The sequence below is a fragment of the Betaproteobacteria bacterium genome, assembly GCA_009377585.1.
In the GTDB taxonomy this organism is placed as follows: domain Bacteria; phylum Pseudomonadota; class Gammaproteobacteria; order Burkholderiales; family WYBJ01; genus WYBJ01.
Genome location: WHTS01000021.1, coordinates 57,701 through 70,496 on the forward strand (window position 1 = coordinate 57,701; position 12,796 = coordinate 70,496).

Sequence of the window (12,796 nt, forward strand, 5' to 3'; positions counted from 1 at the left end):
CCCATCTCGGTGCGTCGCGCCGGGTGGTCCTTGCGCAGCGGATGACCGACCCAGGTGGGAGGCAACAGGATGCGGCGGAGGTTGGGATGGCCGGCGAACTCGATGCCGAACAGGTCCCACACTTCGCGTTCGTACCAGTTGGCGTTGAGCCACAGGTCGGTGATCGTGGGAATGCTCGGCGTCTCGCCCTGCAGAGGCACCTTGATGCGCAGGTCGGCGTTGGCCTCGAAGGACATGAGATGGTAGACGACCGTGAAGTCGGCTGCCGGCTGGCCGTCGCGGTGGGTGCGCAGGCGTTCGTCGATCGCGGTCAGATCGAGCAGCATGCGGAAGCGCGGTTTCGCGTCGTGCTTGGCGTAACGCAGCAGCGCGCGGAAATGCTCGACGTCGCTCCACAGCGTCGGGATGCCGTCGGCGGTCGGTTGCAGCGCGTGCACGCCGCCGCCGAAACGCGCGGCGAGCTCGCCGACGATGGTCGGCGCCGGTCCGGAGGATGCCGCGCGCTCGAGCAGTGTGGTCATGGTCACACCGTGTCGGGCGGGCGCAGCTCGGTCTCGCGCCGGCGCGCTTCGCGCTTCATATCGCGCAAGCTCGGCCGCGGCGCACGCTCCACACCTTGCGGGCCCACCATCCAGCTCAACGGCCGCCGGTCGGTGCCGATCGATTGCTGCAAAAGGATCAGCCCTTCGAGCAGCGCGTCGGGGCGCGGCGGACAACCCGGCACGTAAACGTCCACCGGGAGAAAGCTGTCCACGCCCTGCACCACGCTATAGACATCGTACATGCCGCCCGAATTGGCGCACGAGCCCATGGAAATGACCCAGCGCGGTTCCAGCATCTGGTCGTAGAGCCACTTCACCACCGGCGCCATCTTCACGAACACGGTACCCGAGATGACGATGAGATCGGCTTCGCGCGGCGTGGCGCGCAGTACCTCGGAGCCGAAACGCGCGATGTCGTACTTGCTGGTGAACGCGGTGGCCATCTCGACGTAGCAGCAGGAGAGGCCGAAGTTGAAGGGCCACACCGAATTCTTCTGTCCCCAGGCGACCAGGTCCTGCAGCTTTCCGAGCACGACGTTGCGCCGCACCGCGTCCGCGAACGTCGGCTCCCCGGGGCGCGCCGGCGCCGATTCGGCTGCTTGCCCCGTCGCGGGGGCCGCCTTGACGATCGACCAGCGCATCGATCAGCCGCTCATGCGCTCTGCGCTGCTGCTCTTGCGCCGTGAGCGGCGCTGCGGCGCCCAGTCGAGCGCTCCGACGCGCCATAGATACACGAGCGCGGCGAGCAGGATCACGACGAACACGAGCATCTCCAGATATCCCGCCCAGCCCACCTCGCGCGCCGCGATCGCCCACGCGTAGATGAACACGACTTCGAGATCGAAGACGACGAAGAACATCGCGACGAGATAGAACTGGGCCGGAAAGCGCAGATGGGCATCGTCTACGGGAAGCATTCCGGATTCGTACGGCTGCACGGTCGCGGGCGCGCAATGCCGCTGTCCGAGCACGTACGACAGGCCGATCATCAAGGCGACCAGTCCGACGATGGCGCCGAAATAGACGGCGAGCAGCTGGAGTTGGGCGGGCTGGCTCATGCGCGGTTGCGGGAAAGACGCAGGACGGCAGCACCGGCCGTGCCTGGGAGGTCGCCGAAGATCCCGCCGAGCGAGCGTTCGCGGAAGGAAAATATTCCGGATCGGGTCGCCTTGCCCGGCGCAATCCGGTTGCCGGCCCGCATTGCGTGCGAGCCGATCGCGAGCCGATTGGCCGAGGATTCGTCCTGGTGGCGGAAGCGACTCTCCGCGAACGCGGGAGTCCGACGAATCAACCACATCCCTGGATTCCCGTTTTCACGGGAACGACGTTGTTCAGAACATCGCTAACGCTCGAACGAGCTTTCGAGGATGCGGCGCAGCGCGCTTCGCTCCGCTTCGGGTCTGAAACAGCGCACCCGGGCTGCGCACATGCGGTTGAGCTCTCGCAGGTAGGCGGGCTCGTCGCGACAGCGCAGCACGAGCGTGGCGAGCGCCTGCGCGTCGCCGACGCCAAAGTAGCCCGGATAGTCCTCGCCCAGCATGCCGACGTTGCCGTCGCAATCGCTGGCAAGCACCGGTGTGCCGGACATCACCGCCTCGACGATGACGTTCGCGCCGCCTTCCATGGACGAGGGCACAACCAGCAGATGCGAGCGCCGAATCCGTTGCCGCGCTCCGGCATGGGAGAGCGCGCCCAGCATCGTCAACGTCGGTGCGCGCGTACGCAGCCGGTCCAAAGTGCGTGCCAGTTTCGGATCGCGCACGCCACCCGCCAAAGCGAAGTCGATTTCCGAGACTCCGTCCAGCCGAGCCGCCGCGCGCACGAAGGTGAGCGGATCCTTTTCGGACCGGATGTGACCGACGAACAGCGCACGCAGCCTCCGGGACGACTTGGGAAAAGGCGGCAATGGTTCTGCCGACTGGTACACCACCGCCGCCTTGTGCCGGTGCGCGGCCGGCAAGGCCCGGATGGCGAGGGGCTGCAGCACGATCAGCCGGTCGGCGAGCCGCAGGGACTCCAGTGCGGCCGTATTCTTTTCGGGGATGTCGCGATAGAGATCGGTGCCGGTCAGCACCAGCACGCACGGCCCGGCCTCGGGGCCCTGGCGCCATGCACGGATGACCGCATGACTGCGGCGCGCGTGCAGTGCTACCAGGGCGTCGGCGTCGTGCAGGGAATCGGCTGGCGTGCGTACAATCACCCGGTAGCTCGGATGCAGCAGCCGTGCCCAGCGGGCCGCGGTACGCCAGTTGCCGTTGTTCGCGCTGGCTGCGTAGGGCGAAACGATCAGGACGGAAGTCGACACGTGCGGGAATTACACGATCCGGATCAGCTTGCAGCCGCGTTGCGGGACGCGCGCGATTATACGCTCGCGATCTACGCGCACCTGGACGAGGCGGCGCTGCGCTTTCCGTACCTGCGCACGGTGAATCCGCCGTTGTGGGAATTGGCGCATCTCGGCTGGTTTCAGGAGCACTGGTGTCTGCGCTGGCAGGACGGGGCGCCGCGACGCGATTCGTTGTTGCCCGATGCCGATCGCATGCTCAACTCGGCGCTCATCGCGCATGCCGAGCGCTGGGCGCTGCCGCAGCTCACCTGGCCGGTCGTGCACGGCTATCTCGCAACAGTGCTCGACACGACGCTCGAGCGTCTGGCGCGCGATGCGCAGGCCGATCCCTATTTCCCGCTGCTCGCCCTGTTGCACGAAGACATGCACGCCGAAGCGTTCCTGATGAGCCTGCAAACCCTCGGCATGCCCGCGCCGATGCCTGCGCGTGCGAGCATCGGACCGAATCCAGGCTGCCCGCACACTGCTGGAAGTTGGGCCGCGACGCCCTGCGGCACGCCGCTGGCGGCGCGCGAAGTCGTGTTCGAGGCAGGCCGGTTCGAGATGGGCTCGGGCCGTCGCCCCGATTTCGTGTTCGACAACGAGTGCTGCGCGCACGAAGTGGTGGTCGAACCGTTCGCGCTCGCGACGACGACGGTGACGCAGGCGCAGTATCGAGCGTTCGTGGAAGCGGGCGGCTATGGCGAGCGGCGCTGGTGGTCGCAGGCGGGATGGGCATGGCGCGAGAGCGCGGGCGCGCTCCAGCCGCGCCATTGGCAGCGCGACGGATCGGGTTGGCGCGTGCGCCGGTTCGATCGGCTGCAGCCGTTGCAAGACGATGCGCCGATGATCCACGTGAACGCCTACGAGGCCGAGGCCTATGCGGGATTCGCCGGGGCGCGCCTGCCGAGCGAAGCGGAATGGGAATTCGCCGCGCGCGCCGCATTGGACGCGGCAGACGATCGTTATCCGTGGGGCGCCGCGCCGCCTCGGGGCGATGCCGTCAACATGGACTATCGGTACGGTCGCGCCGTCGCCGTCGATTCGCTCGCGCAGGGCGACAGCCGCTCGGGACTGCGGCAGTTGCTGGGCAACGTGTGGGAATGGACCGCCTCGCCCTTCTTGCCTTACCCGGGCTTCGAGCCCGGGCCTTATCGCGAGTATTCGCAGCCGTGGTTCGGCGATCATCGGGTGCTCCGCGGCGGTTCCTTCGCCACGCGCTCGCGCCTGGTGCACAATCGCTGGCGCAATTTCTACATGCCCGATCGCACCGACGTCTTCGCCGGCATCCGGCTCGCCTGCTCGCTGCGCGATTGACCTCGCATCCAGCCCCTATAGCAGCGTGATGCCGTCCAGATCGGCGGCGCATTGGCTGCGGATGATCGCGGCCAGCTCCTGGTAGTACGGCTTCTCGGCCACTGCCTTCGAAGCGATGGCGTGCAGCTCGCTCCACAAGCCCTTGGGCCCGATCCGCTTGGAGAGCACGTAGCCCAGCTCGACGTAGTTCTTCAGCCCCCAGTTCGGCAGCGCCGCGATGCCGCGCCGGCTCGCCACGAGTTGCACGATGGCGACCGTGAGCTCGGCGGTGCGTCGCTTCAGGCGGATGCCGGCCGGCTCGAGCACCTCGCGAATGAAGTCGATGCGCTCTTCGGCCACGGGATAGGTGATGAGCGTTTCGCCCGCGAGGTCCTGCGGCTCGACATGGCGCCTGCCGCGCAGGTGATGCTCGATCGGCAGCACCAGCAGGATCTGGAAGCGGAACAGCGGCAGCACGCGCCACGCGCGTCCGCGCGGGACAGCAGAGCCGATGACGACTTCCGCCTGGCCGGCCTGCAGCAGCTTCAAGGGGTCGCTGTGAAAACCCGCGACCAGGTCGACTTCCACTTCGGGCCAGCGGCGGCGGAACTCGTTCATCACCGGCAGCAGCCAATCGAAGCAGGTATGGCACTCCAGCGCGATGCGCAGCTCGCCGCCCGCGTGGTGCTTGAGGCGCTGGATATCGCGCTCGGCATCGCGCACCGCAGGCAGGAGCTCGCGCGCAAGCGACAGCAGACGCTGCCCGGCCGGCGTGAAGCGCAATCCGGTTGCGGTCCTCTCGAACAAGATGATGCCGTAGTGACGTTCCAGGGCGCGCACCTGGTGGGAGAGCGCGCTTTGCGTCAGGTGCACCCGCTCGGCGGCGTCGGAAAGCTTCGCCGTATCGGCGATGGCGGCGAGCGATCTCAGGTGTCTCAGCTCAAGCACGCGTAGGGTCCTTATGAATCCAATTCAAGTCGGACTGAAAAACGATCGCTTGATTGTACCGTGCCGCGCTTCGATACTGGCTTGCGACGAAGACCTATAGGCGATATTCGAGAAGGCGACACTCATGGCACTCACGCATCTGCTCGGTTATCCGCGCATCGGCGCGCGGCGCGAGCTCAAGTTCGCTCTGGAGCGCTTCTGGTCCGGCGCAGTCGCAGCGACCGAGCTGCTCGACACCGGCCGCCGGCTGCGGGCCACGCACTGGTCGCGCCAGGAGGCCGCAGGCATCGACATCCTGACCGCGGGCGATTTCTCCTATTACGACCCCATGCTCGACCTGATCGCGCTCCTGGGTTGCATACCCGCCCGCTTCGGAGCAGACGCCGGCGCACTGAGCCTGGCCGACTATTTCACCTTGGCGCGCGGCAACGACCGGCATCCGCCGCTGGAAATGACCAAGTGGTTCGATACCAACTATCACTACCTGGTGCCTGAGCTCGGCGCCGACACCCGCTTCGAGGGCGGAGTCGAGTGGTACTTCGATCCGGTTCGCGAATGCCGCTCGCGTGCGCGCACCGCGAAGGCCGCGCTGGTCGGCCCCATCACCTTCTTGCGGCTGGCGAAGTGCCTCGATCCCGAGTTCGATCGCCTGCAGCTGCTTGAGCCGCTCACGCGCGCGTACGCCCGGGTTCTCGAACGCCTGGGAACGCTCGGCGTCGGCTGGGTTCAGCTCGACGAGCCGGTGCTGGCGACCGAGCTGGCGCCCGAGTGGCTCGCGGCCTATGCACGAGCCTATTCGGCGCTCTCGGGTCGCGGGCCGCGCATTTTGCTGGCGACCTATTTCGGCGGCGTCGGGCACCATGCCGAAGCCATCGCGCGCTTGCCGGTGCAAGGCATCCATCTGGACCTGGTGCGCGATCCGGCGCAGTTGGCTGCATGGCACAAGCTGCTGCCGCCGACCTGGGTGCTCTCGGCTGGCGCGATCGACGGACGCAATATCTGGCGCACGGATTTGCGCGCCGCGCTCGCGCGGCTGCGCCCGGTGCACGAAGCGATCGGCGACCGGCTCTGGATCGCGCCTTCCTGCTCGCTCTTGCACGTGCCGGTGTCCGCGGCACAAGACGCGGGCATCGATCCGGAGATCGGCGCATGGCTCGCGTTCGCGGACGAGAAACTGGCGGAGCTCAAGGTTCTCGCTCGTGCGCTCGACCAGGGCGAGGCATGCGTTCGCTCCGAGCTGGAAGCGGCCGATGCGGCGGCTTCATCGCGGCGCGCAAGCCCGCGCGTTGCGGACCCGGCCGTTCGAGCCCGCATGGCGGCCGTGACGCCCGCGATGACGGAGCGCAAGTCGCCCTTCGAGCAACGCATCCGCTTGCAGCGCGAGCGGTTTCGCCTTCCGCTCTTCCCGACCACCACCATCGGCTCGTTTCCGCAGACCGCGCAGATCCGGGGCGCTCGGGCCGCGCTCAAGCGCGAGGCGATCGACACCGAGGCCTACCAGGCCGCCATGCGCTCCGAGATCGAGCACGCCGTGCGCTGTCAGGAGCGGATCGGATTGGATGTTCTCGTTCACGGCGAGGCCGAGCGCGGCGACATGGTGGAGTACTTCGCCGACAAGCTTGCGGGCTTCACCGCGACCGGCGACGGCTGGGTGCAAAGCTACGGCTCGCGTTGCGTCAAACCGCCGATCGTCTTCGGCGACGTGAGCCGGCCGGCTGCGATGACGGTCGAGGAATCGGTCTACGCGCAATCGCTCACCGAGCGGCCGATGAAAGGCATGCTGACCGGCCCGGTCACGCTGCTGCAGTGGTCGTTCGTACGCGACGATCAGGCGCGGGAGGCGACGGCAGTCCAGATCGCGCTCGCGATCCGCGACGAGGTGGCGGCGCTGGAACGGGCCGGCATCGGCATCATCCAGATCGACGAGCCGGCCATTCGCGAAGGTTTACCGCTGAAGCGCGCCGACTGGGGCGCGTACCTTGCGTGGGCAGTGCACTCGTTTCGTCTCGCGGCGGCCGTGGTCGGTGACGAGACACAGATCCACACCCACATGTGCTATTCGGAATTCCGCGACATCCTGCCTGCCATCGCGGCGATGGATGCGGATGCCATCACCATCGAGACGTCGCGCTCGCACATGGATCTGCTGGCCGACTTTGCGCACTTCCGCTACCCGAACGAGATCGGGCCCGGCGTGTACGACATTCATTCGCCGCGCGTGCCGAGCGTGGACGAGATGGTCGCGCTGCTCGACAGCGCCGTGGCGGTCATTCCGGCGCAGCGGCTGTGGGTGAATCCGGATTGCGGCCTGAAGACGCGCGGCTGGCCCGAAGTCGAGCCGGCGCTCGCGAACCTGGTGGCGGCGGCGCGGCGGATGCGGGAGCGGTTCGCGGCGCGGCAGGATTGAGCACTACCCTCCTCGTCGAGGAGGGTCGCGGTCGAAGGACGCGGGGTGGTCAAGATTGCGGCACGAAGCGCCGGGATGATGAGGTGTTGTGCGTCCTTGGATACCACCCCGTCCGCGACATTGTCGCGTCCCGCCCCTCCTCGGTCAGGAGGGGAGTGCACCCCGCCCGCGACTGCGCGTCCCGCCCTGGCCTACGCGGGTTCTGGCGCTTCGGGCGTTCGTCCGGCGCGGACACGCGTTAAGTGTGTCCGCCAGGGCCGTCCTCACTCTCGACGAGAAGGAGAAGCCGCTAGAGCTTCGTCCCGCGCAACCGCAACGCGTTCGTCACCACCGACACCGAGCTCAGCGCCATGGCGGCCGCGGCGAGCATCGGCGAGAGCAGCATGCCGGTGATCGGGTAGAGCACGCCGGCCGCAATCGGAATGCCGAGCGCGTTGTAGGCAAAGGCGAAGAACAGGTTCTGCTTGATGTTGCCCATGGTCGCGCGCGAAAGCGCCATCGCGCGGGCGATGCCGCGCAGGTCGCCCTTGACGAGCGTGACGGCGGCGCTCTCCATCGCCACGTCCGTGCCGGTTCCCATGGCGATGCCGACATCGGCCTGCGCCAGTGCCGGCGCATCGTTGATGCCGTCGCCCGCCATGGCGACCTTGCGTCCTTGGGCCTGCAGGCGCTTCACATGCTTCGCCTTGTCCTGCGGCAGCACTTCGCCGATTGCGCTATCGATGCCGAGCTGGCGCGCCACCGCGTCGGCGGTGCGCTGCGAATCGCCGCTCAGCATGACCAGCCGCACGCCGTCGCGCTTCATCGCGCCGATCGCCGCCGGCGTGCTCTCCTTGACCGGGTCGGCGATGGCCGCCATGGCGACAGCGGCGCCGTCCGCGGCGAGAAACACCACTGTCTTCGCATCCGAGCGCAGCGCTTCGGCCTTCGTCTGCCATGCATCCGTCTCGACCCCGCGCTGGTCGAGAAACGCCCGGCTGCCGACCAGGACGCGATGGCCGTCCACGGTCGCTTCGACGCCCAGTCCATTGAGTGCCTGAAAATCGCCCGCGCGATGCACCTCGAGCCCGGCTTCCTTCGCGCTCGTAACGATGGCGTGCGCAATCGGATGCTCCGAGGGCTGCTCGGCCGATGCGAGCAGGATCAATGCCGCATCGCGCGCGATGCCGTTCGTCTCCAGCTCGGTGAGCGCCGGGCGGCCGAGCGTGAGCGTGCCGGTCTTGTCGATCACCACCGTGTCGATGTCGCGCATGCGCTCGATCGCGTCGGCGTTGCGAAACAAGATCCCGGCCTTGGCGCCTTCGCCCATGGCGACCGTCATCGAGATCGGGGTGGCGAGCCCGACCGCGCAGGGACAGGCGATGATGAGCACGGCCACCGCGTTCAGCAATGCGAAGGTTGCGGCCGGCTGCGGGCCGAAGAACCACCAGACGAACGCGGTTACGGCTGCGATTGCGACGACGATCTGGACGAAGTAGGCCGCGATGCGGTCGGCGAGACGCTGGATGGGCGCGCGCGTGCGTTGCGCTTCGCCCACCATGTGCACGATACGGGCGAGCAGCGTGTCCGAACCGACACGCTCGGCGCGCATGACGAACGAGCCGGTGGCGTTGACCGTGCCGCCGCTCACCGTGTCGCCTTCCGATTTGGCGACCGGCACGGGCTCGCCGGTCAGCATCGATTCGTCGATGCGGCTCGCGCCGTCGGTCACGACGCCGTCCACTGGAACTTTGTCCCCGGGCTTGACGCGCAGCCGGTCGCCGACCGCAACCTGATCCAGCGCTACCTGCGTTTCGGCGCCGTCGTCGCCGACGCGCCAAGCGAGGTTAGGGGCGAGGCGCAGCAATTCTCCGATCGCCGCGCTGGTGCGACCCATCGCGCGCACCTGCAGCAGGTCGCCGAGCAGCACCAGCGTCACGATTACCGCGGCCGCTTCGAAATACGTGCCGACGGCACCGTCGTGACTGCGAAACTCGTGCGGGAAAATACCCGGCGCGAACACCGCCGCCAGGCTGAACGCATAGGCGAGGATCACGCCCAGGCCGATCAGGGTGTACATGTTGGGCGCTCGGTTGGCGATCGAGAGCCGGAATTTGCGCAGGATGGGCCAGCCGACCCACAGGACCACCGGCGACCCGAGCACGAGCTCGACCCAGCCGCGAGCGCGCGGTGAAAGTCCGAATGGCTCGGCGAAGCCCAGCATCGGCGCCATCGCCAGGATCACCAGCGGAATGGAGAGGGCCGCGCCCAGCCAGAAGCGGCGGGTGAGATCGGTGAGCTCCGTATCGTCCGCCTCGCCGCTACCCGCGACCGGCACCAGCGCCATGCCGCAGATGGGACAGTCGCCGGGCGCGTCGCGCACGATCTCGGGATGCATGGGACAGGTGTATTGCGCCCCCGCAGGTGCCGGCTGCGACGGCCTTGCCGGTTGCGGATGCAGGTACTGCTCGGGGCTCGCCTTGAATCGCGCCAGGCAGTGGGTGCTGCAGAAGTAGTAGTCGACGCCCTGGTACGCGGCCGAGCCGGCGGCCGAACTCGGATCGACGCGCATGCCGCAAACGGGGTCGACGGCGGTCGTGTCGCTCGCTGCGCCCCCACCCGGCGCATGATGCTCGTGCCCGCCGGATTTCATTTCCGGCTCCGGAGTCTTGTGTCGGTCCATCGAGGCAGTCTAAAGTCCGTACCGAGGTACGGAGTCAAGGGCGGGGAAATGGACGAACCGGCATTCACCATAGCAAGAGCAGCCGAGGCCGCGGCGGTGGGCGTGGAGACCATCCGCTACTATGAGCGGCGAGGTCTCGTTTCGCAACCGGCGCAGAAACGCGGCGGTTTTCGCAGATACGACGGCGGTCACGTTACGCGTATCCGCTTCATCAAGCGCGCGCAGGAGCTCGGCTTCTCGCTGCAGGACATCGAGGGCCTGCTGGCATTGCAGGACGGCGCCCATCGCAGCGAAGTGCAGCGCATCGCAGCCGCGCGGCTCTCGGAAATTCGCGCGCGGCTGGCGGATTTGCGCCGGATGAAGCGCGCGCTCACCGGACTGCTGGATCGTTGCCGCCACGGCGGCGCCGCCAAGTGTCCGATCATCGAAGCCATTGCGGGCGAGACTGAGGCCAAGGCGGCATTGCGGCGCGCCGCTCACCAGCCCGAAGCCGGGGCTTCGGCGGCGCCGCGAAGCCCCGAACCGAGGGCACGCAAGCCGAAGGGCCATGGCGAGCATCGATAGGCGGGATTCGTAACAGGAAAAGGCATGAAGCGCCTTTACAGCTTTTTTCTGGTCGTGTGCCTGGGCCTGAACGCAGCCGCCTGGGCACATGGCGATGCGCACAAGCCCAAGGAGATTTCGGGCGCCATTTTGGCGCAGGAGCAGGCGTTCGGCAGGCAATGCGACCCGAAGAAAGTCACGCGTACGGTAAAGGTGGCCATGGCGGACAGCATGCGCTATTTGCCGTCCGAAATCCGGGTGAGACGAGGCGAGACCGTTCGCTTCGAAGTGAGGAACTCGGGCAAGATCATGCACGAGCTCGTGCTCGGCACCCTGAGCGATCTGAAGGCGCACGCGGACTTGATGCGCAAGCACCCGGGCATGGAACACGACGAGCCGCACATGGCGCACGTGGCGCCGGGCAGAACCGAACGACTGGTGTGGCAGTTCACCCGCGCCGGCGAGTTCCACTACGGCTGCCTCGTGCCCGGCCATTTCGAGGCCGGGATGGTCGGCAAGATCATCGTCAAGTGAAAAAGGAAATGGTATGAAACGCAAGCTCGTCATGGCGTTCGCCGCCGCGCTGGCATGGCCCATTGCGCTCCTTGCCGGGGATGCGCGTCACATGGAGCACGCAGCCAAGCAATCCTCGTCCGCGTCCAGCGACGGCGAGGTGCGCCGGATCGACCGTGAAAGCAAGAAGATCACCATCCGCCACGGACCGATTCGCAATCTCGACATGCCGCCGATGACGATGGTTTTCCAGGTGGCAGACCCTGCGATGCTCGATGCCGTGAAGCCCGGTGACAGGGTGACCTTCGAAGCCGAGAAGGTCGGCAGCGCCTACCGGCTGACGCGGATCGTTCCTGCTCCGACGCCGAAGTAAACTGGAACGGCCATGGAATGGATCACCGATCCCGCCGCATGGGTTGCCCTTGCCACGCTGACTGCCCTCGAGATCGTGCTGGGCGTGGACAACATCATCTTCATCTCGATCCTGGTCGGTCGGCTGCCGGAACGGCAGCGTGCCCGCGCGCGCACGATAGGTCTGGCGCTGGCGGCCGGAACGCGGATCGCGCTGCTGCTTTCGATCGCATGGGTCATGACGCTCACCGAGCCCTTGCTCGGCGTGCTCGGAAGGGAGATTTCAGGTCGCGACCTGATCCTGCTCGGCGGCGGGCTGTTTCTGCTATGGAAGAGCGTGCACGAGATTCACGGCTCGCTGGAGGGCGACGAAGCGCACGAGCAGAAGCCAGCAAGGGCGGCCGCGACCTTCCTCGGCATCGTGACCCAGATCGCGCTGCTCGACATCGTGTTCTCGCTCGATTCGGTGATCACCGCAGTGGGCCTCGTGGACGAGATCGAGATCATGGTGATCGCCATCCTGTGCGCGGTGGCACTGATGATCTTCGCGGCAGGTCCGATCGGCCGCTTCGTCGATGCGCATCCCACCATCAAGATGCTGGCGTTGAGCTTCCTGGTGCTGATCGGCGTGGCGCTGGTGGCCGAGGGCTGGGGCTTCCACATCCCGAAGGGTTACATCTACTTCTCGATGGCGTTCGCAGTCGGCGTCGAGATGCTGAATCTGCGCGTTCGCAAGCGCAGCCGGGATCCGGTGCAGTTACGCCAATCGGGCCATCGCCAGCGCGAGGCACGTCATTCCATTACCGATGGCTGACGCTCGGTCCGCGGCGTCGGGCCGAGTGCCGGCGAACGTGAGGGTCCGCCGCTCTGGGCTGGCTCGATCGAGCGGGCTTCGCTCGCCGCAGTAGCTCCACGCCAAGACCGGCCCCGCCCACGGGTCAATACCGGAACATTGTCACGGCCGGGCGTGCCGCCAACGGGCATGCCTGCGATTTCGGCCAGGATTCGGACGGTCTTTGCCGCAACGGCTCGGATATCGGTCCGTTAAATTGGGCGCGTTGGCTCGGATGCGCGGCGCGTCGATCGTCGCGGGATTGCCGAGCCGCTCAAGGAGCCGGAGCCGGTATGAGCGCGATCGCCGATTTCACCGTGGCCGTCCTGGATTGCCCGACGTGCTGCCGTCACTTCATCGAAAATCACGTCGTGGT

Annotated in this window: 12 protein-coding genes; 6 read left to right on the plus strand and 6 right to left on the minus strand. The window is 67.2% G+C overall.

The annotated features are described in order from the left end of the window. From GEV05_09655 to GEV05_09670, 4 genes are all read right to left on the minus strand, one after another. Nucleotides 1–521, minus strand: a 521-nt coding sequence (locus GEV05_09655) for an NADH-quinone oxidoreductase subunit C/D (GenBank protein MPZ43651.1), incomplete at its 3' end; no start/stop codon positions are given. Between the two features lie 2 nt (nt 522–523). Continuing rightward, a complete protein-coding gene (locus GEV05_09660) occupies nt 524–1,183 on the minus strand; it encodes an NADH-quinone oxidoreductase subunit B (protein ID MPZ43652.1) in 660 nt (219 codons plus the stop codon). Between the two features lie 3 nt (nt 1,184–1,186). Next, nucleotides 1,187–1,600: an NADH:ubiquinone oxidoreductase subunit A gene (locus GEV05_09665; protein ID MPZ43653.1), complete on the minus strand. Its 414-nt coding sequence runs from the start codon at nt 1,598–1,600 to the stop codon at nt 1,187–1,189. Nucleotides 1,601–1,884: 284 nt separating this feature from the next. Further along, nucleotides 1,885–2,847 carry a TIGR04348 family glycosyltransferase gene (locus GEV05_09670; GenBank protein MPZ43654.1) on the minus strand — a complete coding sequence of 321 codons (963 nt, stop codon included), beginning with the start codon at nt 2,845–2,847 and terminating at the stop codon, nt 1,885–1,887. Between GEV05_09670 and egtB the strand changes: the two genes are divergently transcribed. Next, nucleotides 2,755–4,185, plus strand: a complete 1,431-nt coding sequence (egtB, locus tag GEV05_09675; GenBank protein ID MPZ43655.1) for an ergothioneine biosynthesis protein EgtB — start codon at nt 2,755–2,757, stop codon at nt 4,183–4,185. The genes GEV05_09670 and egtB overlap by 93 nt on opposite strands. Nucleotides 4,186–4,200: 15 nt before the next feature. Here the strand turns inward: egtB and GEV05_09680 are convergent, their stop codons facing one another. Next, a complete protein-coding gene (locus GEV05_09680; GenBank protein MPZ43656.1) occupies nt 4,201–5,112 on the minus strand; it encodes a LysR family transcriptional regulator in 912 nt (303 codons plus the stop codon). Nucleotides 5,113–5,236: 124 nt separating this feature from the next. On the opposite strand from GEV05_09680, the gene metE reads away from it, so the two are divergent. Next, nucleotides 5,237–7,519 carry a 5-methyltetrahydropteroyltriglutamate--homocysteine S-methyltransferase gene (metE, locus tag GEV05_09685; GenBank protein MPZ43657.1) on the plus strand — a complete coding sequence of 761 codons (2,283 nt, stop codon included), beginning with the start codon at nt 5,237–5,239 and terminating at the stop codon, nt 7,517–7,519. A 289-nt stretch (nt 7,520–7,808) separates the two neighbouring features. Here metE and GEV05_09690 read toward each other — a convergent pair whose 3' ends face one another. Then, entirely contained in the window at nt 7,809–10,151 is a 2,343-nt protein-coding gene (locus tag GEV05_09690; protein MPZ43658.1) for a heavy metal translocating P-type ATPase, read from the minus strand. A gap of 78 nt (nt 10,152–10,229) precedes the next feature. Here GEV05_09690 and GEV05_09695 point away from each other — a divergent pair, with 78 nt between their 5' ends. Genes GEV05_09695 through GEV05_09710 form a run of 4 tightly spaced genes read left to right on the plus strand, consistent with a single transcriptional unit; the run spans nt 10,230 to nt 12,402 of the window. Further along, complete coding sequence (locus GEV05_09695) at nt 10,230–10,745, plus strand: MerR family DNA-binding protein (protein ID MPZ43659.1); 516 nt, start codon at nt 10,230–10,232, stop codon at nt 10,743–10,745. A gap of 24 nt (nt 10,746–10,769) precedes the next feature. Continuing rightward, the gene (locus tag GEV05_09700; GenBank protein ID MPZ43660.1) at nt 10,770–11,258 is read left to right on the plus strand and encodes a plastocyanin; all 489 of its coding nucleotides are present in this window, start codon (nt 10,770–10,772) and stop codon (nt 11,256–11,258) included. 13 nt (nt 11,259–11,271) lie between these two features. Continuing rightward, nucleotides 11,272–11,610: a hypothetical protein gene (locus GEV05_09705; GenBank protein MPZ43661.1), complete on the plus strand. Its 339-nt coding sequence runs from the start codon at nt 11,272–11,274 to the stop codon at nt 11,608–11,610. 12 nt (nt 11,611–11,622) lie between these two features. After that, nucleotides 11,623–12,402 carry a TerC family protein gene (locus tag GEV05_09710; protein MPZ43662.1) on the plus strand — a complete coding sequence of 260 codons (780 nt, stop codon included), beginning with the start codon at nt 11,623–11,625 and terminating at the stop codon, nt 12,400–12,402. Nucleotides 12,403–12,796 lie beyond the last annotated feature (394 nt).